At 60.2% G+C, this 24018-nt stretch carries 5 protein-coding genes; 3 read left to right on the top strand and 2 right to left on the bottom strand.

Annotated elements, in window-relative coordinates:
- Positions 1–204: 204 nt before the first annotated feature.
- Together JOE39_RS12540 and JOE39_RS12535 are read right to left on the bottom strand one after the other, a co-directional pair.
- Positions 205–441, bottom strand: a complete 237-nt coding sequence (locus JOE39_RS12540; RefSeq protein ID WP_210077307.1) for a hypothetical protein — start codon at positions 439–441, stop codon at positions 205–207.
- 271 nt (positions 442–712) lie between these two features.
- A complete protein-coding gene (locus JOE39_RS12535) occupies positions 713–1924 on the bottom strand; it encodes a multidrug effflux MFS transporter (protein WP_010421739.1) in 1212 nt (403 codons plus the stop codon).
- 147 nt (positions 1925–2071) lie between these two features.
- Between JOE39_RS12535 and JOE39_RS12530 the strand changes: the two genes are divergently transcribed.
- From JOE39_RS12530 to JOE39_RS12520, 3 genes are all read left to right on the top strand, one after another.
- Positions 2072–2668 (top strand): TetR/AcrR family transcriptional regulator, encoded by a 597-nt coding sequence (locus JOE39_RS12530; protein WP_003434343.1) that lies wholly within the window; start codon positions 2072–2074, stop codon positions 2666–2668.
- 33 nt (positions 2669–2701) lie between these two features.
- Complete coding sequence (locus JOE39_RS12525; protein WP_003434345.1) at positions 2702–3298, top strand: cytochrome b; 597 nt, start codon at positions 2702–2704, stop codon at positions 3296–3298.
- Between the two features lie 661 nt (positions 3299–3959).
- Positions 3960–23987: a non-ribosomal peptide synthetase gene (locus tag JOE39_RS12520; RefSeq protein ID WP_210077308.1), complete on the top strand. Its 20028-nt coding sequence runs from the start codon at positions 3960–3962 to the stop codon at positions 23985–23987.
- The last annotated feature ends 31 nt before the right edge of the window (positions 23988–24018 follow it).

Below are 24018 nucleotides of genomic sequence, written 5' to 3'. Positions count from 1 at the left end.
TCTGCGTTCACGAAAAATAACTATGCCTGATGTTGCAGATTGCCTCTCTGACTGAGCGTTTATTTCTCAACAGGCGGATGATTGATACAGCTATGTTCATATCATCCGCCCCAAAAAAACAGCTTGAGTGTTATCTTCAATCACTTTAAATATTCAAGCCCTCATCAACATCAGTGCGTCGGCTTAGACAGTGGAAAGCATTTTTCAATGGATTGGCTTTTCCTCGGCTTTTGACACATCTTTGTGTTTGACTGATGAGGTGACAGCCGATTTATCGTTGTGCTTTTTGTCTTCAGGCCCCGCAAGTTTCTCACGTGCTTGCTGACGCTCAAGCGCTCTAGCTTCTTGGCGTTTTTGCAAAATATCAGCGCCGTCTTGAGCAAAAGCGGCGCAGCAGCACAGACTAAGAAACGAAGCCAAAACCAGTGTCGGCGTTTTCATTAATACATTCCTCTCGGGGCAGGTTTGCAGAGCTAATCCGTCTGCTTGGATGAGCTATAATTTAATGCACCTCGATTAACCCAGTATTAAGAGCGACTAAAAATCACAAAAAATACACTCGCATACTATTATCCCTACCGTTCAGCACCCTCGCTCCGCCTGTAACCTACAGCCGTCTTTATAAAGGGCGGATTTGCTATACAAAAGAATGGCTAAACATCTGCTCTTGTAAATGCCGACAACAGCTCACTTTGTAAACGAGCGCACATCGTCAATGTACGGGTATGACGTTGTTGCTCACGCTACGGACACTAATGAAAACAAGAGCAAGGCTCACCAACGCAGCCGCAAGCAGCAAAGCCAACCATGCATGCGCGCCGATCTGTGCGAGAGAGCCGGCCAACGGTGTAGCAAGCGAACCTAGAATGTGCGTGCTGGCACCTAATAAAGCGGCAGTGGCACCTAACGCTCGTTCTTGTGAGGCCATCGCAATGGACATGAGTGATGGTTCGGCGATCCCAAAACCGAAAACAGCGATGAATAGCGCTGGGACGATGCCATAAAGATCTGCACCTACGTACACGGCGAGCAGTGCCAGCGCTGAACCGCCGCTCATCATGGCAACTCCAAGCAGTGCCATCAGGCTCGCCGAGCATCTGCTGGCCAAACGGCTACCGGTCATTGCACCCAACATCATAGCCACGCCCGTGCCGCCGAATACAAAGCCGAAGATGTCTGAACGCAAGGCGTAGCCACTTTGGTACACAAAAGATGCACCACCGACGTAGCCAAACAAAAAGAAAAACACGGATGAAAGGGCCAGAGCAGGAAGGATAAATCGCTTATCCGCAACAAGACGCCGATAGGTGCCGAACACACTGGCAGGCCTGAACGGCGTGCGCTTTTCTCTGGCTAAGGTTTCCGGTAGGCAAACACTGGAGTTTAACAAAGCCAACACACCGACAATGGCCAGCGCCAGCATCACGGCTCGCCATCCGAAGTGCACATTGATGATGCCGCCGAATGCCGGTGCGAGTATCGGGGCGGCACCCTGTATGGTCACGAGCAGAGCGAAGAGCTGCGTGGCACGAATGCCGCTGGAGAGGTCGCGCACCGAGCTCATGGCGATAACGAGCACCAGCGCAACAGACAGCCCCTGAAAGAATCGAGCGAGCAGCATGGCGCCCATCGACTCGCTTAAGGATGCCCATAACGAAGCCAGGATGAACGCCGCCAGGCCCGCCAGCAAAGGGCGTCGACGGCCTAGCGCGTCGATAACCGGCCCGAACACGAGCTGTCCCGCGCCCATTGCCAATAAAAACACCGTCAACGTCAGCTGCATGGTGGCGTAGTCAGTATTCAGGTCCTTGGTCATCTGGGGCATGGCCGCCAAGTACATATCGATGGCCGAGGGCCCAAGTATTGTGATCAAGGCCAGAGAGGCTGCTGCCTTGAAGCCGACGGTGTGCTGTGGGGTATCCATAATTTGACCGACTCGTACCTTCAGGATGCACTTGCAACGCATCAAAGAGAATTCACATACGCTACGCATGCCAAATCAAATCGTATTGACATTCAAGAGGTATGTCAATTAGCGTACGCAGCGTATGTGAGCTAAAAGGATGCTTTTATGCAGCAACAACGCCGTACGCGCGCCGGAATGATTGAGCAAACTCGCGCCAAGCTGGTAGCAGCCGCCCGGCAGGCATTTGCCAGCCAGGGCTTCGCCCATACTTCAATGGATGATTTCACCGCCGAAGTCAGTCTGACGAGGGGGGCGATCTATCACCATTTTGGCAATAAGGAAGGATTGCTACTCGCAGTCATCGAGCAGATCGAGACCGAGGTGGGCGAACGCCTTCAGGCAATTTCGGATGCGGCACCTTCTCCGTGGGAGGCCTTCCGTCGACGTTGTCGCGCCTATCTTGAACTGGCACTGGAGCCGGAAATCCGCCGGATTATCTTGCAGGATGCACGTGCCATCTTCGGTGATGTTCCGCAAGCCGCTCAGTCATTGGGCATTGCCGCACTGCAAGCCGCGCTCGACGGACTGATTGCCGAAGGTGTCGTGGCACCGCTGCACACAACCGTGACAGCCCGAATGATCTATGGCGCTGTCACCGAAGCATCGTTCTGGATCGCAGAACCTGATGGCGACATTGAGGCACGTTTGGCCCAAGCACTTGAAGGCTTGGAACGGCTACTAAGCGGTCTGCTTAATAGCTAACCGCTGCCACCTCACTTTTCAGGAATACCTACTATGCAATGGCGCAATAGCGCGACCTGTTTTGGTGGCCTTGCCAAATTTTTTCACTGGACGAGCGCGGCTTCATTTATCGCGGCTTATATCGTCGTCTATTACGTTATCTGGTTCATGGATGACACCTCGCCGGAGTCTTTGCCAGTGCTCAATATTCATTGGGTGCTTGGCCTGCTAGTCGGTTTTCTAGTGTTGCCCAGGTTGCTATGGCGATTGCTGGACATGCAGCCGGATAACCCGCCCGGTTCGGCGTTGGAACACATACTCGCGCACGTTGCGCACGGGGGACTCTATGGTCTGATGATTGCGATGCCGCTAACGGGCTACTTGGGCACGGGGGCACCTACTGACTTCGGACTGTTCAGCATGACAGGCTTCAATGAAACCAAGCTATTCGCCTGGTTCAGTGTCACATTCAGTTTAAGCTATGAAGCGTTTGAGGCTCCGATAGATACTGTTCATCATTTCCTTGGGAAGTGGGTTGCCTGGGTCGTGGTGAGCCTGCATGTGTTAGCTGCGCTCTTCCATCACCTGGTACGCCGCGACAGTGTTTTGAGACGTATGCTGCCTTGGTCAAGCCTGCCTAAAGCGTCATGAGCTGTGGGAGCCCGGCAAGCGTGGAGAACGCTTCCAAATTAAGGGATTGATGTTTAAATCCTGCCTCTGACAGAGGGGCAGGAGTCATTAGTCTACTATCTCCTTTGTTCCATGCTAATTGTTGACTGGCCAGCCAATTGAGCAGCGCTTTGAGCAAAGTTCAAACCCCGCGTCTATCGATCAGTCCAACGCTTACAGATAAGGTGATATGCCCGCGTTTTGCCTTGGCAAATGAAGCGAAAACGGTTTATTGAATGCGGGAGGGGTGCACTGGTAATACGGGACAAGCCCTCATTTCTGTTTTTCTCTTTGTAAGTGTCAACGCTATTATTGCAGGTCTAGCAGCTTATCCGGGGTCAGGGTCTTATTTCGTCGGTTCGAACCGTTCACGACTTAGGGGAAAATAGAGAAACCCGCAGTCCGGAAGTATCAAGGTGCTACTAGCCGGTACTGTCGGCACATCAATGACATTCTCCCAGGTCCCTATGGCAGTCATGCAGACAGGGCAAGCCAGGTTCTGACATCCGGTTTATCTGCGACAAACTTGTGCTGTAACTGCCGAGTTCTGTATGGAACTTGGCCAGCACGCCAGGAATTCGGCAGGGCCGCGGACATCGTCACTCGGCTCCCGAAAGGATATTAAAATCAGGGATGTTTACGCATGACGTCGTCGCATCAACACGTATCGAACAACTCCAATGTCTCGTATGAACTATCTTCTGTACAGCAGGGTATCTGGCTCGGTCAGATAGCGAATCCGGACATACCGCTGTACAACATTGGCATGAAGCTGGAGATCAAGGGTGATCTCGATATTCCAATGTTCGAGAAGGCTATCAATCTCGTTGTCAGGCATAATGATGCGCTACGACTTGCCTTGTTCCAAGAGGGTGATATAGCCCGGCAGAGAGTGTTGCCATCTGTCGATATCACACTCGAACTCGTCGACTTTTCAGACTACGTTGACAGCGTCGAGCGAGCGCAGGAATACCTTCAACACGCATTTTCCCGACCCTTCAATCCATTGGCAGGCATTCTTTGGGAGGCGCAGCTCGTACGGTGCAGTGCATCCCGTCACTACTGGCTGGGTCGCTACCATCATTTGGTCATGGACGGCTCAGGGGCGACGCTGTTTTGCCATGCAGTCGCGAAGGCCTACAACAATTTACTGGTGGGCATCGACGAGCTCGAGGAAGGCCCTTCCTACAGAGACTTCCTGGTCAAAGACCAGGCCTATCTGAATTCGCCGCGCCTGGAGCGTGACCGGTCGTTTTGGCGCGAACGCTACGCAAAAATACCGCCATCCCTGCTGCAGTGGTCCGGCGACCATGCCGTGGGTTCGATGTGCAAGAGCGGTCATATTCGCTCGACGATCAAGCGTGACCTGTTCAATGCTGTGGCCGCGGTTGCCACCGAGCATGGCCTTTCTCCTGTCACGGTGTTCTTTGCAGTCGTCAGTGCCTATTTTTCACGCGTCGGTGGTGCAGAAGAAGTCATCATTGGCATGCCCCTGCATAACCGCACGACGGCCCGCCAGAAACAGACGATCGGGATGTTTTCTTCCGTCATCCCGATCGGCGTACGGGTTGACCCTAATCGCTCCCTGCTCGAATTGATGGGCGATGTGGCCGCCGAATTGCGACGCTGCTACCGCCACGAGCACTTCCCGATTGCGGAACTGAATCGCGCCCTGAATATTGGCCATTCCAGGCGCAAGCAGATCTTCGATATCACGCTTTCATTCGAAAAATTTGACGCAGACTTTTTCTTTGGCGGCGCCCCTTCGAAGGCGATCAGGATGTACAGCGGCTTCGATCAGACGCCGCTCTCAATCGCTATCTGTGATTACTATTCGGATGAAGACGTAGTCGTTGACTTCAACTTCAATCTGGCCTGCTTTCGCCCGGACGAAGTTGAGCGGATTCGGGACCGCATTACGCTGCTTCTGGAGACAGTTGCCGCTCATGAATCGACGCCGATTGGCCAGCTTGCGCTTATGGGGGAAGCGGAACGCCGGCAAGTGCTGGTCGAGTTCAACGCAACACACCAGGCCTTGCAACAGGATCTATTGGTCCATCAGATTTTCGAACAGCAAGCGCAGCAGCAGCCCCAAGCGCTTGCACTGGTCTGCGGCGACGAGCGCGTGACCTACGCTGAACTCAACGAACGCAGCAATCAGGTGGCTCATGCCTTGCTGTCACTGGGCATTGCTCCGGACGACCGCGTGGCGATCTGTGTGGAACGCAGTGTTGAGATGGTGGTGGGCTTGCTGGGGATCCTGAAGGCGGGCACTGCCTACGTGCCGCTGGACCCTGGGTATCCGCCGGAGCGGTTGCGCTACATGCTGGAGGACAGCGCGCCGGTGGCGGTGCTGGTGCAGCGTACGACCAGGGACTTGCTGGGTGCGTTGGCGATGCCGGTGCTGGATCTGCAAAGCGTGAACCGGGCGGCTGAAACCGAGCATGATCGCGTATTGCCGACGGTCGCGCCACAGCACCTGGCTTATGTGATCTATACCTCGGGTTCGACCGGCCAGCCCAAGGGCGTGATGATCGAGCATCGCAATCTCGTGAACCTGGTGGCCTGGCATTGCGAGGCGTTCGGTCTGACCCATCGCAAGCGGGTTTCGAGCGTGGCCGGTGTCGGTTTCGATGCTTGCGTCTGGGAACTATGGCCAGCGCTGTGCGTGGGCGCCAGCCTGTCGCTGTTGCCTGGACAAGCGCTTGGCAATGATGTCGATGCGCTGCTGGGATGGTGGCGTCGGCAAGAACTGGATGTGAGCTTCTTGCCTACGCCGATTGCCGAGATTGCGTTCGCCCAAGGGATCGAGCCGGCGTCGCTGCAAACGTTGCTGATCGGTGGAGACCGGTTGCGTCAGTTTCCCAATCCGGGTAGTCGGGTTGCGCTGATCAACAACTATGGTCCGACCGAGACCACGGTTGTGGCCACATCCGGTCTGATCGATGCAACGCAGTCGGTATTGCACATAGGCCGTCCGATAGCCAATACGCAGGTTTACCTGTTGGATGCGCACGGACAGCCTGTGCCTATCGGGGTCAGCGGCGAGATTTATATCGGCGGCGCGGGGGTTGCCCGGGGTTATCTGAACAGGCCGGAACTGACGGCGGAGCGTTTTCTGGATGACCCGTTCAGTGCCGAAACGGCGGCGCGAATGTACAGGACTGGCGATCTGGGGCGCTGGTTGGCGGACGGCAATATCGAGTACCTGGGGCGCAATGACGATCAGGTCAAGCTCCGGGGAGTTCGTATCGAGCTGGGCGAGATTGAGGCGCAACTGAGGCAGATCGCGGACATCAGAGACGCGGTGGTGATTGCCCAGGAGGATACGCCGGGTGAAAAGCGTCTGACGGCGTACTACACGATGCAGGAAGCTGCACAGGCCATGACAGCGCAGACGTTGCGTGCTGCCTTGCAGGCGAGGCTGCCGGAATACATGGTGCCGGCGGCGTATGTGAAAGTGTCCGAATGGCCGCTGACGCCGAACGGCAAGCTGGATCGGCGGGCATTGCCGGCGCCGGGGGACGACGCTTATGCCAGTCGTGACTACGAGGCGCCGGCAGGCGAAGTCGAGCGTGCGCTGGCGGAGATCTGGCAGGAGCTGCTCGGTGTCGATCGGGCGGGGCGCAACGATCACTTCTTCGAGCTGGGTGGGCATTCGCTGCTGGCGATGAGGCTCATCTCCCTGGTCCGGCAGCGTTTGAGCGTGGAATTGGAACTGGCCGCGTTATTCGCGAATCCGCAGCTCGAGGCGCTTGCCTGCGTGGTGGCGCAGGCACAAAACAATACACTGCCGCAGATTGTGCCAACGTCACGAGAGGCGCAACTGCCGCTGTCGTTTGCTCAGCAACGGTTGTGGTTTCTGGCGCAGATGGAAGGTGCCAGCGCTGCTTACCACATACCGGCGGGGCTGCGCATCGTCGGCGCGCTGGATGAAGCCGCCTTGCAGCGTGCGTTGAACCGGATTGTGGCGCGTCACGAAGTACTGCGCACAACGTTTGTCCAGACCGGGGATCAGGCCATAGTGCTCTGCATCCATCCCGAGGAAACAGGCTGCCCGTTGCGCAAGTACGATCTCACGACGCATGCCGATAGCTCGAGTGAGTTGGCACGACTGATGGACGAAGCAGCCATTGGGCGCTTCGATCTTCAGCAGGGACCGCTGATTCGAGGGAGTCTGGTTCGGCTGAGCGATGACGAGCATGTGTTGCTGTTGACGATGCACCACATCGTATCGGATGGCTGGTCGATGGGCGTGTTGACGCGCGAGTTGGGAGCGCTCTACGCGAGCGGTTGCCAAGCTGATGCAGACCCGTTGCCGCAGTTGTCGATCCAGTACGCGGACTATGCGGTGTGGCAACGAGGCTGGTTGAGCGGCGAGGTATTGCACAAGCAAAGCACCTACTGGCAGACCGCTCTGCTCGATGCGCCGGCATTGCTGATGTTGCCCTCTGATCGTGTACGTCCGGCGCAACAGGACTATACGGGCGATGCGGTGCCCGTGGTGCTGGATGCGACGCTGAGCCATGAGCTCAAGGCGCTGAGTCGGCGGCACGGCACGACCCTGTTCATGACATTGCTGGCGGGCTGGGCGACGGTATTGAGTCGTTTGTCCGGGCAGGATGAGGTGGTGATCGGTTCGCCGGTGGCGAACCGGATGAGCGCTGAGGTCGAGGGCCTGATCGGGTTTTTTGTCAACACCCTGGCGTTGCGCGTGAATGTGTCGGACGATCCGGCGGTCGAGGCATTGCTGAGTCGCGTCAAGGCCTGCACGCTGGCGGCCTATGAACACCAGGATCTGCCTTTCGAGCAGGTGGTGGAGTTGCTCAAGCCGGTGCGCAGCTTGTCCCATAGCCCGCTGTTCCAGGCGATGCTGTCGTGGCAGAACACGCCGCCCGCAGAACTGGCGTTGGAGGGGCTGGAGCTAACGCTGCTGGATTCGGTAGCACGCACCACCAAGTACGATGTGTCCCTCGACTTGGCGGAGGTGGAGGGACGGATCGTCGGTTCGCTGGAATATGCGACGGCGCTGTTCGACCGCGAGACGGCCCAACGCTACGTGGCGTATCTGGAACGGGCGCTGCGTGCGATGGTCGAGAACGATCGCCAGGTAGTGGGCGCGATCGAGCTCTTGGGCAAAACCGAACGTCGGCAAGTGCTTGTCGAGTTCAACGCGACACATCAGGCCTGGCAACAGGATCTATTGGTCCATCAACTTTTCGAACAGCAAGCGCAGCAGCAGCCTCAAGCGCTTGCACTGGTGTGCGGCGACGAGCGAGTGACGTACGCGGACCTCAACGAACGCAGCAATCAGGTGGCTGATATTTTGCTGTCACTGGGCATTGCTCCGGACGACCGCGTGGCGATCTTTGTGGAACGCAGTGTTGAGATGGTGGTGGGCTTGCTGGGGATCTTGAAGGCGGGTGGTGCCTACGTGCCGCTGGACCCTGGGTATCCGCCGGAGCGGTTGCGCTACATGCTGGAGGACAGCGCGCCGGTGGCGGTGCTGGTGCAGCGTACGACCCGGGACTTGCTGGGTGCACTGACGATGCCGGTGCTGGATCTGCAAAGCGTGAACTGGGCGGCTGAAGCCAGGCATGATCGCGTGTTGCCGACGATCACGCCACAGCACCTGGCTTATGTGATCTATACCTCGGGTTCGACCGGTCAGCCCAAGGGCGTGATGATCGAGCATCGCGCCATTGTGAACCGCCTGTTGTGGGCACAGGACCAATATCGGCTGAGTCGCGAAGACCGCGTCTTGCAAAAGACACCGTTCGGTTTTGACGTGTCGGTCTGGGAGTTTTTTCTACCCTTGCTCGCGGGTGCGCAATTGGTGATCGCGCGTCCGGGAGGCCATCAGGACCCCGAGTATCTGGCCGAGTTGATCGCAGACTCGGGTGTCACGATATTGCATTTCGTACCGTCCATGTTGCAGAGCTTCCTCAATCAGTCTGGCCCGCTGGCCTGTAGCACATTGCGGCAGGTGTTCTGTAGCGGCGAGGCGTTGCCCTATAGTTTGCAAAAGCACTTCGAGCAACGCTTTGCACATGTGCAATTGCATAATCTGTATGGCCCCACTGAAGCCGCTGTCGACGTCACCTACTGGCACTGTGTGCCCGACCTGCATGCGGGGATCGTGCCGATCGGCCGGCCGGTTGCCAATACCCGGATGTATCTGCTGGACCCGCACATGCAACCGGTCCCGGTTGGCGTCTGCGGCGAGATTTATATCGCGGGTGTACAGCTCGCGCGCGGCTATTTGAATCGTGATGAGCTGACCGCAGAGCGGTTCGTGAAAGACCGTTTCAGCAACGACCCGACGGCGCGGATGTACAGGAGCGGCGATTTGGGTCGTTGGCTGGCGGACGGCAATATCGAATACCTGGGACGCAACGACGATCAGGTCAAGCTCCGCGGCTTCCGTATCGAGCTGGGCGAGATTGAGGCGCAGCTGGCTGTGTGCCCTGGTGTCGGAGAGGCGGTGGTGATTGCCCGGGAAGACACGCCGGGTGACAAACGTCTGATCGCGTATTACACGACGCGGGAAGCGAAAGAGATCATTGCGGTGCAGACGCTACGGGCGGCCTTGCAGGCGAGTCTTCCGGAGTACATGGTGCCGGCCGCGTATGTGAAACTGCCGGGGTGGCCGCTGACACCTAACGGCAAGCTGAATCGCCGGGCGTTGCCTGTGCCGGAGGCCGACGCTTATGTGAGCCGCGGCTACGAAGCGCCGTGCGGGACGGTGGAGACGGCGCTTGCCGAAATCTGGCAGGAGCTGCTTGGTGTCGAACGGGTGGGTCGCCACGATCACTTCTTCGAACTGGGTGGGCATTCGCTACTGGCCGTCAGTCTGATGGGCCGGATGCGTCAAGCGGGACTGTCGGCGGATGTGCGGCTGCTGTTTGCCCAGCCAACCCTTTCTGCGTTTGCCGAGGTATTGGATAACGGTCATGAGGTAGAGGTGCCCGCCAACGGAATCGTGGTCGGGTGCACACGAATTACACCGTCGATGTTGCCGCTCGCGGACCTGAGCGAGGATGCCATCGAGCGGATTGTGCGTGCTGTGCCAGGCGGGACGGCGAACGTCCAGGATATCTATGCACTGGCGCCACTGCAGGAAGGGGTGTTGTTCCACCACCTTGCGTCGGTCGAGGGTGACCCCTATTTGCTAAATACGCGTTTTGCGCTGCCAAGCGAAGACCACCTGAAGGCGTTTGTCCGGGCACTTCAGGGTGTGATTGCCAGGCATGACATCTTGAGAACGGCGGTGCTGTGGGAGGGGCTGGACGAGCCGGTTCAGACAGTCTGGCGCGAAGCGCCATTGGCCGTTGAAGCGTTGGAGCTGAAGGCGGCCGACGGAGACATCGAACAGCAACTTCAGGAGCGCTTCGACCCCAGGCATTACCGGCTGGATTTGACGAAAGCGCCCTTGATGAAGATGGCTTACGCCTACGACGAAGCGAATAGTCGCTGGGTGGCGATTCTGCTGTTTCACCATATGGTGCTGGACCATACGGCGCTGGAAGTGGTGCAACATGAGGTGCAGGCGGATCTGCTGGGGCAGGCAGCCGGACTGCCGGATTCGGTACCCTATCGCAACCATGTGGCGCAGGCGCGACTGGGCGTAAGCCAAGCGGCGCATGAAGCGTTCTTCCAGGAAATGCTCGGTCAGGTGACAGAACCGACGCTGCCATTCGGTTTGCACGATGTGCAGGGTGACGGTCGGGACATCAAGCAAGCCAGGCAGGCAGTGGCCGCAGAGCTGGCGGGCAGGATCCGTCGGCAAGCCAGGAGTCTGGGCGTAAGTGCTGCCAGCCTGCATCATCTGGCCTGGGCGCAGGTGCTGGGGCGCACGTCGGGCCAGGAAGACGTGGTGTTCGGTACGGTGTTGCTGGGACGCATGCAGGGTGGCGATGGTGCCGACCGCTCGTTGGGGATGTTCATCAACACCTTGCCGTTGTGCTTGAACGTCGGTGAGCAAGGCGTGCGTGAGGGGGTGAAGGCCACGCATGCCCGCCTGACCGCGCTGCTCGGTCACGAACATGCGTCGTTGGCGCTGGCGCAACGCTGCAGCGCCATTGCTCCGCCGTTGCCGCTGTTCAGCGCGCTGCTGAATTACCGCCACAGCGCCGAGCCGCAAGTCTCGGACCAGGGAGACCGCGCCTGGGGCGGAATCGAGGTCCTGGGCTGGAATGAGCGAACCAACTATCCGCTGACACTGGCTGTGGACGATCTGGGCGAGGGCTTTGCACTGACCGTTCAAGCCACGGCGGGGATCGATCCGCAGCGGGTATGTGCTTACATGGAGACGGCGCTGGAGAGTCTGGTCGACGCGCTGGAACACTCACCTGAGTCGTTGCTGCGCAGTCTGGAGATGCTGCCGCGATCCGAGCGTCAGTTGCTGCAGGAGTGGAATGCGACGGCCGTGGATTATCCGCAAGGCACCTGCGTCCATCAGTTATTCGAAGCGCAAGTAGAAAAAACGCCAGAAGCGATTGCGCTGGTATTTGAGGCGCGCACATTCACTTATGCGCAACTGAATGCGCGCGCCAACCAGTTGGCGCATCATCTGATCGGCCTGGGCATCGGGCCGGATGACCGGGTGGCGATCTGCGTGGAGCGTAGCCCGGAAATGGTGGTGGGCTTGCTGGGGATCCTGAAGGCGGGTGCTGCCTACGTGCCGCTGGACCCGGCGTATCCGGAGCAGCGGTTGCGCTACATGCTGGAAGACAGCGCGCCGGCGGCGGTGCTGGTGCAGAGCGCGACCCGGGCGTTGCCGGGCGAGTTGGCGGTGCCACTGCTGGACCTGGAAGGCGGGTGCTGGGAAGCTGAGGCTGACCATGATCCAGTGGCGCGAGCCGTCAAGCCGGATCATCTGGCCTATGTGATCTACACCTCAGGCTCGAGCGGCCAACCCAAGGGCGTGTTGATCGAGCAAAGGGGCTTTCTAAACCTGATGCACTGGTATCTGGCCGAGCTGAACCTGGCGTCCGATGATGCCGTACTGCTTGTTTCCTCCTATAGCTTCGATCTGACGCAAAAAAATATTCTCGGTCCGTTATTGGTCGGTGGAACACTGCACCTGGCCAGAGAGGCTTTCATTCCCGAGGTGCTGCTGGAGCAGATTCAACGCGAGCGTATTACCCACATCAATCTTTCACCCAGTGCGTTCAACACGCTCATCGACGCAAACGATTCAAGGCAACTTGACAGCATCCGCCGGGTGGTACTGGGCGGAGAGCCTATTCAAGTCGCCAGGCTGGAAATGCTTCCCGAGCCGAGGCCCGAATTCATTAACAGTTACGGGCCCACGGAGTGTAGCGACGTGGTGGCCTGGCATAGACTGGTTGACGATATCGACTGTTATCGGTCTTCGGTATTTCCAATCGGCCGTCCGATCGCGAACACACGGATTTACCTGCTGGATACACACGGCCAGCCGGTGCCCATCGGGGTCAGCGGCGAGATCCATATCGGCGGTGCGGGGGTTGCCCGTGGCTATCTGAATATGCCGGAACTGACGGCGGAGCGTTTCCTGGATGACCCGTTCAGTGCCGAGCCTGCGGCGCGCATGTACAAGAGCGGCGATCTGGGACGCTGGCTGGCGGACGGCAATATCGAGTACCTGGGGCGCAACGACGATCAGGTCAAGCTCCGTGGCTTCCGTATCGAGCTGGGTGAGGTCGAGTCGCGACTGTCTGAGTGTCCCGGGGTCAGGGAAGCGGTGGTGCTGGTGCGCGAGCACCGTCCCGGCGACAAACGCCTGGTGGCGTACCTGACGGCGCAGGAAGGTGTCGAGTTTTCGGCGGCGCAGTTGCGTGAGCAACTGTCGCAAGGGCTGGCGGAGTACATGATCCCGAGCGCCTTCGTAACGCTGGCGCGTTTCCCGCTAACGCCAAACGGCAAGCTGGACCGACGGGCATTGCCGGCGCCGGAGGACGACGCTTATGCCAGTCGCGTCTATGAGGCGCCGGCAGGTGACGTCGAGCATGCGCTGGCAGAGATCTGGCAGGCGTTGCTGGGGCTGGAGCGGGTAGGTCGTCATGACCACTTCTTTGAACTGGGCGGGCATTCGTTACTGGCGGTACAACTGGTGTCGCGTCTGCGTCAGCGCTTCGAAGTCGAGGTGGCACTGCGGGATGTGTTTGCCGAGCCGACGCTGCAAGGTCTGGCACGTCAGGTGGCGAACGCCCGGCTCTCGGCGCAGACGCCGTTGACGCTGGTGGATCGAGATCTACCTTTGCCGCTGTCGTGGGCGCAGCAGCGCTTGTGGTTCCTCGATCAACTGGATCGGGCGGCGGGGGCTGCTTATCACATTCCGGCGGGACTACGGTTGCGCGGCCGATTGGACAGCGAGGCCTTGCAGGCCACGCTGGACCGGATCGTGGCGCGCCACGAAACCCTGCGCACCCATTTTGCCTTGCACGAGGGTCAGGCGATCCAGGTGATCGCGCCGGCGACCCAAGGGTTCGCCCTGGTCACTCATGACCTGCGCGCTCTGGACAGCGCAGCGCAACACGAGGCCGCAGAGCAGCTCGCTCGCGAGGAGGCGCTGGCGCCGTTTGACTTGTCGAGGGGGCCGCTGATTCGCGGACGGCTTGTGCAACTGTCGGAGACAGAGCACATCCTGCTGGTGACGCAGCACCATATCGTTTCTGACGGTTGGTCGACGGGCGTTCTGCTGCACGAAATCGGTATGTTGTACCGCGCCTTCAGCCAGGGGCTGGCTGATCCTCTGCCGGCACTGGCCTTCCAGTATGTCGACTACGCCGCATGGCAGCGGCAGTGGTTGCAGGGCGAAACCCTGCAAACGCAGGTCGAGTTCTGGCGGCAGCACCTGAGTGGCGCACCGGCCTTGCTGGAGCTGCCAACCGACCACCGCCGCCCACCGTTGCGCAGTTATGCCGGCGGACGGGTGAGCCTGGCCCTGAGCCCGGCATTGACGACAGGGTTGCGGCAGTTGGGTCAGCGTCACGGTGCGACGCTGTTCATGACCTTGCTGGCGGGCTGGTCGAGTCTGTTGAGCCGCTTCAGTGGGCAGGACGATGTAGTGATCGGCACGCCGGTGGCGAATCGTCCGCGCAGCGAACTGGAGTCGCTGATCGGCTTCTTCGTCAACACACTGGCGCTGCGCATCCGGCCGGAAGGGGGCCTGAGCGTGGCGGCGTTGCTGGAGCAGGTCAAGGCGGTCATGCTGGCGGCGCATGCGCATCAGGACCTGCCGTTCGAGCAGGTGGTGGAGGCGCTGCAACCACCGCGCAGCCTGGGTCATAGCCCGATCTTCCAGGTCATGCTGGCGCTGAACAATACCCCGGGCGGCGGCGAATTCAGCCTGCCGGAGCTGAGCCTGGAGCCGCTGCAAGCGTCGCACACGACGGCCCAGTTCGACCTGTCGCTTGCGCTGGTCGAGGCGGATGGCGGGTTGGTCGGCTCTCTGGAATACGCGAGTGATCTGTTCGAGCGTGCGACGATCGAGCGGATGGCGGGGCACCTGCAGGTACTTCTGGAGGGCATGGTGGCGGATGACCAGCAAGCGGTCGCAGAACTGCCGCTGCTGTCCTGCGAGCAACGTCGGCAGGTGTTGGAGTCGTTCAACGATACGGCAGCGGCCTACCCGGCGGACAAGTTGCTCCATCAACTGTTCGAGGAACAGGTGGCACAACAGCCCGATGCCCTGGCGGTGGTCGATGACGCCGGAAGCCTGACCTATGGCGAACTCAACGCGCGGGCGAATCGACTGGCACATTACCTGATCGGCCTGGGTATCCAGCCGGATGATCGGGTCGCGATCTGTGCGCAGCGCAGCCTGGAAATGGTGGTGGGCTTGCTCGGTATTCTGAAGGCGGGTGGTGCCTATGTGCCGCTGGATCCTGGGTATCCGCCTGAGCGATTGCGCTACATGCTGGAAGACAGCGCGCCGGTAGCAGTGCTGGTGCAAGCGGCGCTGCAGGAATGCCTGCCGGCGGTAAATGTGCCGCAGGTCGTGTTGGACAGCGTGGACCTGTCCTCAGGGACCGGTGGGCTGCCGTGTGGCAATCCGGATCTTGATGCCCTGGGGCTGACGTCGAGAATGCCGGCTTATGTGATGTATACATCCGGCTCCTCGGGAGTGCCGAAGGGCGTGCTGATTGAGCACCGCAGTGTGCTGCGTCTGGTTATCAATAATCCTTATGCCAGGATCACCACAGAGGATTGTGTTGCGCATGGCGCCAATACGGCCTTCGACGCTTCGACCTGGGAAATCTGGAGTGCGCTGCTCAATGGGGCGAAACTGTTGGTTGTGTCTCAGGCGACGCTGCTCAATGCCGCGCGCTTGAACCATGTATTGATTGAAGGTGGCGTGACCGCTTTATGGTTGACTGCTGGATTGTTCAATGAATATGTCGATGTACTCGCCGCTGCCTTCTCAAAGCTGCGATATCTCCTGGTCGGTGGGGATGTGCTCGATCCAGTGAGCGTTGCGAAGGTTTTGTCCCGCGTCCATCGCCCGAGGCATCTGATCAATGGCTATGGACCAACGGAAACAACGACCTTTGCCAGCACCTATGAGATCCATGCGCTGTCCGACAATTCGCGCTCGATTCCTATTGGCCGCCCCATCGGCAACACACGCATTTACCTGCTGGATGCACACGGTCAGCCGGTGCCCATCGGGGTCAGCGGCGAGATCCATATCGGCGGTGCGGGGGTTGCCCGTGGCTATCTGAATATGCCGGAACTGACGGCGGAGCGTTTCCTGGACGACCCGTTCAGTGCCGAGCCTGCGGTGCGGATGTACAAGAGCGGCGATCTGGGACGCTGGCTGGCGGACGGCAATATCGAGTACCTGGGGCGCAACGACGATCAGGTCAAGCTCCGTGGCTTCCGTATCGAGCTGGGTGAGATCGAGTCGCGACTGTCTGAGTGCCCTGGAGTCAGGGAGGCGGTGGTGCTGGTGCGCGAGCACCGTCCAGGCGACAAACGCCTGGTGGCGTACCTGACGGCGCAGGAAGGTGTCGAGTTGTCGGCGGCACAGTTGCGCGAGCAACTGTCGCAAGGGCTGGCGGAGTACATGATTCCGAGTGCCTTCGTAACGCTGGCGCGTTTCCCGCTAACGCCGAACGGCAAGCTGGACCGTCGGGCCTTGCCGGCGCCGGAGGACGACGCTTATGCCAATCGTGATTACGAGGCGCCGGCAGGTGACATTGAGCATGCGCTGGCGGAGATCTGGCAGGCGTTGCTGGGGCTGGAGCGTGTCGGTCGCCACGATCACTTCTTCGAACTGGGCGGGCATTCGTTACTGGCGGTGCAACTGGTGTCGCGTCTGCGTCAGCGCTTCGAAGTCGAGGTGGCACTGCGGGATGTGTTTGCCGAGCCGACGCTGCAAGGTCTGGCACGTCAGGTGGCGAACGCCCGGCTCTCGGCGCAGACGCCGTTGACGCTGGTGGATCGCGATCTACCTTTGCCGCTGTCGTGGGCGCAGCAACGCTTGTGGTTCCTCGATCAACTGGATCGGGCGGCGGGGGCTGCTTATCACATTCCGGCGGGACTGCGCTTGCGCGGCCGATTGGACAGCGAGGCCTTGCAGGCCACGCTGGACCGGATCGTGGCGCGCCACGAAACCCTGCGCACCCACTTTGCCTTACACGAGGGCCAAGCGATCCAGGTGATCGCGCCGGCGACTCAAGGGTTCGCCCTGGTCACTCATGACCTGCGCGCTCTGGACAGCGCGGCGCAACACGAGGCCGTAGAGCAGCTCGCTCGCGAGGAGGCGCTGGCGCCATTCGACTTGTCGAGGGGGCCGCTGATTCGCGGGCGGCTTGTGCAACTGTCGGAGACGGAGCACATCCTGCTGGTGACGCAGCACCATATCGTTTCGGACGGTTGGTCGACGGGCGTTCTGCTTCACGAAATCGGCATGTTGTACCGCGCCTTCAGCCAAGGGCTGGCCGATCCTCTGCCGGCACTGGACTTCCAGTATGTCGACTACGCCGCGTGGCAGCGGCAGTGGTTGCAGGGCGAGACGCTGCACACGCAGGTCGACTTCTGGCGGCAGCACCTGAGTGGTGCACCGGCCTTGCTGGAGCTGCCAACCGACCACCGCCGCCCACCGTTGCGCAGTTACGCCGGCGGACGGGTGAGCCTGGCCCTGAGCCCGGCATTGACGGCAGGGTTGCGACAGCTGGGTCAGCGTCACGGTGCGACGCTGTTCATGACCTTGCTGGCGGGCTGGTCGAGTCTGCTGAGCCGCTTCAGCGGGCAGGACGATGTGGTGATCGGCACGCCGGTGGCAAATCGTCCGCGCAGCGAACTGGAGTCGCTGATCGGCTTCTTCGTCAACACACTGGCGCTGCGGATCAGGCCGGAAGGGGGCCTGAGCGTGGCCGCGTTGCTGGAGCAGGTCAAGACGGTCATGCTGGCGGCGCACGCGCATCAGGACCTGCCGTTCGAGCAGGTGGTGGAGGCGCTGCAGCCCCCGCGCAGCCTGGGTCATAGCCCGATCTTCCAGGTCATGCTGGCGCTGAACAATACCCCGGGCGGCGGCGAATTCAGCCTGCCGGAGCTGAGCCTGGAGCCGCTGCAAGCGCCGCACACGACGGCCCAGTTCGACCTGTCGCTTGCGCTGGTCGAGGCGGATGGCGGGTTGATCGGCTCTCTGGAATACGCGAGTGATCTGTTCGAGCGTGCGACGATCGAGCGGATGGCGGGGCACTTGCAGGTGCTTCTGGAAGGCATGGTGGCGGATGACCAGCAAGCGGTCGCAGAACTGCCGCTGCTGTCGTGCGAGCAACGTCGGCAGGTGTTGGAGTCGTTCAACGATACGGCAGCGGCCTACCCGGCGGACAAGTTGATTCATCAACTGTTCGAGGAGCAGGCGGCGCAACAACCCGATGCCCTGGCGGTGGTCGATGACGCCGGAAGCCTGACCTATGGCGAACTCAACGCCCGGGCGAATCGACTGGCACATTATCTGATCGGCCTGGGTATCCAGCCGGATGATCGAGTTGCGATCTGTGCGCAACGCAGCCTGGAAATGGTGGTGGGCTTGCTGGGGATTTTTAAGGCGGGTGGTGCGTATGTGCCGCTTGATCCTGCGTATCCGGAGCAGCGGTTACGCTACATGCTGGAAGACAGCACGCCGGTGGCGGTGCTGGTGCAGGCCGAGACCCGGGCGTTGCTGGGCGAGTTGGCGGTGCCGACGCTCGACCTGCAAGATGGCGACTGGGAGGTTGAAGCTGAACACAATCCTGTAGTGCCGGCCATCACGCCGCAGCACCTGGCCTATGTGATCTATACCTCGGGCTCCTCCGGTAAACCCAAAGGCGTGGGCGGTCCACATCAGGCCATGGTTAACCGTCTTTACTGGATGCATAGCACTTTCGGTGGTCAGCGACTCGAAAAGCATGCACAAAAAACGTCGATCAGTTTTCTCGATTCGGTGACTGAAACGCTGATGCCCTTACTGTTTGGCGCGCAGCTGCATATCGTGTCGCCGCTGGCCTCCAGGGATCCGATACAGCTGTGGCAGGCGGTTACAGAGCATCAGTTGACCCGTCTGGTTCTTGTCCCTTCACTGCTGGAAGAACTGTCGAGAATAGAGAACCGACAAGTTTCGCCAGAAAAGCGGCTGATCGTTTGCAGTGGCGAGGTGTTTTCGTCCTCCCTGCTTGCTCGCACTCGCGCCTGGCTACCTTCGGCCACGATACTGAATTTCTACGGTTCGTCGGAAGCGGCGGGTGACTCTACTTTTTACCTGTGCGACAGCGCTGTTCAAGCGGGTCATTCACTTCCAATCGGCCGTCCGATCGCGAATACACGGATTTACCTGCTGGATGCACACGGCCAGCCGGTACCGATTGGGGTCATTGGCGAGATCCATATCGGCGGCGCGGGGGTTGCCCGTGGCTATCTGAATCTGCCGGAACTGACGGCAGAGCGTTTCCTGGACGACCCGTTCAGTGCCGAGCCGGCGGCGCGGATGTACAGGAGCGGCGATCTGGGGCGCTGGCTGGCGGACGGCAATATCGAGTACCTGGGGCGTAACGACGATCAGGTCAAGCTCCGCGGTTTTCGTATCGAACTGGGCGAGATCGAGTCGAAACTGTCTGAGTGCCCTGGAGTCAGGGAGGCGGTGGTGCTGGTGCGAGAGCACCGTCCAGGCGACAAACGCCTGGTGGCGTACCTGACGGCGCAGGAAGGTGCCGTATTGTCGGCGGCGCAGTTGCGCGAGCAACTGTCGCAAGGGCTGGCGGAATACATGATTCCGAGTGCCTTCGTGACGCTGGCGCGTTTTCCGCAAACGCCGAGCGGCAAGCTGGATCGTCGGGCATTGCCGGCGCCGGAGGACGACGCTTATGCCAGTCGCGTCTATGAGGCGCCGGCAGGTGACGTCGAGCATGCGCTGGCAGAGATCTGGCAGGCTTTGCTGGGGCTGGAGCGGGTAGGTCGTCATGACCACTTCTTCGAACTGGGCGGGCATTCGTTACTGGCGGTACAACTGGTGTCGCGTCTGCGTCAGCGCTTCGAAGTCGAAGTGGCACTGCGGGATGTGTTTGCCGAGCCGACGCTGCAAGGTCTGGCACGTCAGGTGGCGAACGCCCGGCTATCGGCGCAGACGCCGTTGACGTTGTTGACGCCGGTGGATCGCAATCTGCCATTGCCGCTGTCGTGGGCGCAGCAGCGCTTGTGGTTCCTCGATCAACTGGACCGGGCGGCGGGGGCTGCTTATCACATCCCGGCGGGACTGCGCTTGCGCGGCCGATTGGACAGAGACGCCTTGCAGGCCACGCTGGACCGGATCGTGGCGCGCCACGAAACCCTGCGCACCCACTTTGCCTTGCACGAGGGCCAGGCGATCCAGGTGATCGCGCCGGCGACCCAAGGGTTCGCCCTGATCACTCATGACCTGCGCGCTCTGGACAGCGCGGCACAACACAAGACGCAAGACGAGATGCAACACGAGGCCGTAGAGCGGCTCGCTGGCGAGGAGGCGCTGGCGCCGTTTGACCTGTCGAGGGGGCCGCTGATTCGCGGACGACTTGTGCAACTGTCGGAGACAGAGCACATCCTGCTGGTGACGCAGCACCATATCGTTTCGGACGGTTGGTCGACGGGCGTTCTGCTGCACGAAATCGGCATGTTGTACCGCGCCTTCAGCCAGGGGCTGGCTGATCCTCTGCCGGCACTGGCCTTCCAGTATGTCGACTACGCCGCGTGGCAGCGGCAGTGGTTGCAGGGCGAGACGCTGCACACGCAGGTCGACTTCTGGCGGCAGCACCTGAGCGGCGCACCGGCCTTGCTGGAGCTGCCAACCGACCACCGCCGCCCACCGTTGCGCAGTTATGCCGGCGGACGGGTGAGCCTGGCTCTGAGCCCGGCATTGACGGCAGGGTTGCGGCAGTTGGGCCAGCGTCACGGTGCGACGCTGTTCATGACCTTGCTGGCGGGCTGGTCGAGTCTGCTGAGCCGCTTCAGCGGGCAGGACGATGTGGTGATCGGCACGCCGGTGGCAAATCGTCCGCGCAGCGAACTGGAGTCGCTGATAGGCTTCTTCGTCAACACCCTGGCGCTGCGCATCCGGCCGGAAGGGCGCCTGAGCGTGGCGGCGTTGCTGGAGCAGGTCAAGGCGGTCATGCTGGCGGCGCACGCGCATCAGGACCTGCCGTTCGAGCAGGTGGTGGAGGCGCTGCAGCCCCCGCGCAGCCTGGGTCATAGCCCGATCTTCCAGGTCATGCTGGCGCTGAACAATACCCCGGGCGGCGGCGAATTCAGCCTGCCGGAGCTGAGCCTGGAGCCGCTGCAAGCGCCGCACACGACGGCCCAGTTCGACCTGTCGCTTGCGCTGGTCGAGGCGGATGGCGGGTTGATCGGCTCTCTGGAATACGCGAGTGATCTGTTCGAGCGTGCGACGATCGAGCGGATGGCGGGGCACTTGCAGGTGCTTCTGGAAGGCATGGTGGCGGATGACCAGCAAGCGGTCGCAGAACTGCCGCTGCTGTCGTGCGAGCAACGTCGGCAGGTGTTGGAGTCGTTCAACGATACGGCAGCGGCCTACCCGGCGGACAAGTTGATTCATCAACTGTTCGAGGAGCAGGCGGCGCAACAACCCGATGCCCTGGCGGTGGTCGATGACGCCGGAAGCCTGACCTATGGCGAACTCAACGCGCGGGCGAATCGACTGGCACATTACCTGATCGGCTTGGGTATCCAGCCGGATGATCGGGTTGCGATCTGTGCGCAGCGCAGCCTGGAAATGGTGGTGGGCTTGCTGGGTATTTTGAAGGCGGGCGGTGCGTATGTGCCGCTGGATCCTGGGTATCCGTCCGAGCGATTGCGCTACATGCTGGAAGACAGCGCGCCGGTGGCGGTGCTGGTGCAGGCCGAGACCCGGACGTTGCTGGGCGAGTTGGCGGTGCCGACGCTCGACCTGCAAGCTGGCGACTGGGAGGTTGAGGCTGAACATAATCCCGTAGTGCCGGCCATCACACCGCAACACCTGGCCTATGTGATTTATACCTCGGGTTCCACTGGTAAACCCAAAGGCGTGGCCAACCAGCATGACGGCGTCGTCAACCGGTTGTGGTGGGCAAAGAGCGAATACCGGATTGGAGCCGACGATCGTGTCTTGCAGAAGACGCCCTTCGGCTTCGATGTATCGGTCTGGGAGATCTTCCTGCCTCTGCTGGCCGGGGCACAACTGGTCATGGCCCGCCCCGGCGGGCATCAAGACCCTCACTACCTGATGGAGGTGATCGAGCGCCGAAGCATCAGCATGCTGCACTTTGTTCCTTCCATGCTGCAGGCCTTCGTCAATCAGACGCCAGCAGGCCGGTGTTCGACGCTCAAGCGAGTACTTTGCAGTGGTGAAGCGCTGCCGCATGCTTTGCTATTGCAAGGCCAGGCACATTTCCCGAAAAGCGAGTTGCACAATCTGTACGGACCCACCGAAGCAGCCATCGACGTCACGGCATGGCATTACGTGGCAGAGCAGGATATCGGTATCGTTGCGATCGGCCGTCCGATAGCGAATACACAGATTTACCTGTTGGATGCGCACGGCCAGCCGGTACCGATCGGGGTCAGCGGCGAGATCCATATCGGCGGTATCGGGGTTGCCCGTGGTTATCTGAATCGTCCGGAGTTGACGGCGGAGCGTTTCCTGGAAGATCCGTTCAGTGCCCAGCCGGCGGCGCGGATGTACAGGAGCGGTGATCTGGGGCGCTGGCTGGCAGACGGCAATATCGAGTACCTGGGGCGTAACGACGATCAGGTCAAGCTCCGGGGCTACCGTATCGAACTGGGCGAGATCGAGTCGCAGCTTGCGGGTTGCCCCGGGGTCAGGGAGGCGGTAGTGCTGGCGCGTGAGCACCGTCCCGGCGACAAACGCCTGGTGGCGTATTTGACGGCGCAGGAAGGCGCCGTATTGTCGGCGACGCAGTTGCGCGAACAACTGTCGCAAGGGCTGGCGGAGTACATGATCCCGAGTGCCTTTGTAACGCTGGCGCGTTTCCCGCTGACGCCGAACGGCAAGCTGGATCGACGGGCATTGCCGGCGCCGGAAGACGACGCTTATGCCAGTCGTGGTTACGAGGCGCCGGTAGGTGAAATCGAGCATGCGCTGGCGGAGATCTGGCAGGCATTGCTGGGGCTGGAGCGGGTGGGTCGCCATGACCACTTCTTTGAACTGGGCGGGCATTCGCTGCTGGCAGTGCAACTGGTTTCGTGCCTGCGTCAGCGCTTCGAGGTCGAAGTTGCACTAGGCGATCTGTTCATGCACCCGACAATCTGTGAACTTGCCGCGTCTTGCCATAGCGGTCTGAGCAAGGCTCTGCATCCGAATCTGACCACCATTCGCAAAGAGGGGGCTCAACATCCTTTGTTCCTCATTCATGAAGGCTCAGGGGATATCGGCTATGCCCAACAGTTGGCAAAGCAAATTCCCTCTGACATTCCGGTGTATGGATTTTCGGCGAGCGGACTGCAAAGTGGAGAGGAACACCTCACCACTATCGAGGCAATGGCCTCACGCTACATTGAGGGGATCCGCCATATACAGCCACAGGGGCCGTATCGCGTCGCTGGCTGGTCTGCCGGGGGAACGATCGCCTATGAAATTGCCCATCAACTGATAGGGGCCGGTGCTACGGTAGAATTCCTCGGGCTTGTCGACACCACCAGCGACTATCGGCATTTGTTTGATGCGCAGGAGGGCGGGTACGCTCATCTCGATGAGAGGCCGGATTTCGACGAGATCGAAGCCTTATTGAGACTTCTGCCGCCTGATGTACGTCAGGGGCCTGTCAGACACTTGGCTGCTGCTCGGGATTTCGAGGCCTTGTTGGCTTATACGCAAGTTCAAGGTCTGCTTCCTGAAGGTATAGAGAGTGATCTTGCAAAAAGATACCTGGCACTGATCCGCAGTATCGGTCTGGCGCTTTACCGTTACATGCCGCCCGCGCTGCCGGTGCGTGTCACTTTATTCTCAGCAATGGGAGAAAACCGTAGTGATATCAGCATTGGTTGGGAGGCGCTGATGCCCAAGGAGCAACTGCAAGTCATCTCCATCATGGGAACTCATCACTCCATTGTGAAAGAGCCCGACATTCGTGAGCTGGGGCGGGCGATCCTTGAGGCAGTCACCAATAAGGGGAGGGCCAGCCAAACCAGATTGCCTTTGGAAACCGTGTAGTTTCGTTTGACCTTCCCTTTGCCATCATCCG

This window comes from Pseudomonas sp. PvP100, assembly GCF_017833055.1.
In the GTDB taxonomy this organism is placed as follows: Bacteria; Pseudomonadota; Gammaproteobacteria; order Pseudomonadales; family Pseudomonadaceae; genus Aquipseudomonas; species Aquipseudomonas syringae.
The sequence above is the reverse complement of the archived record's forward strand: the minus strand, read 5'-3'. Positions and strand labels throughout refer to the sequence as shown.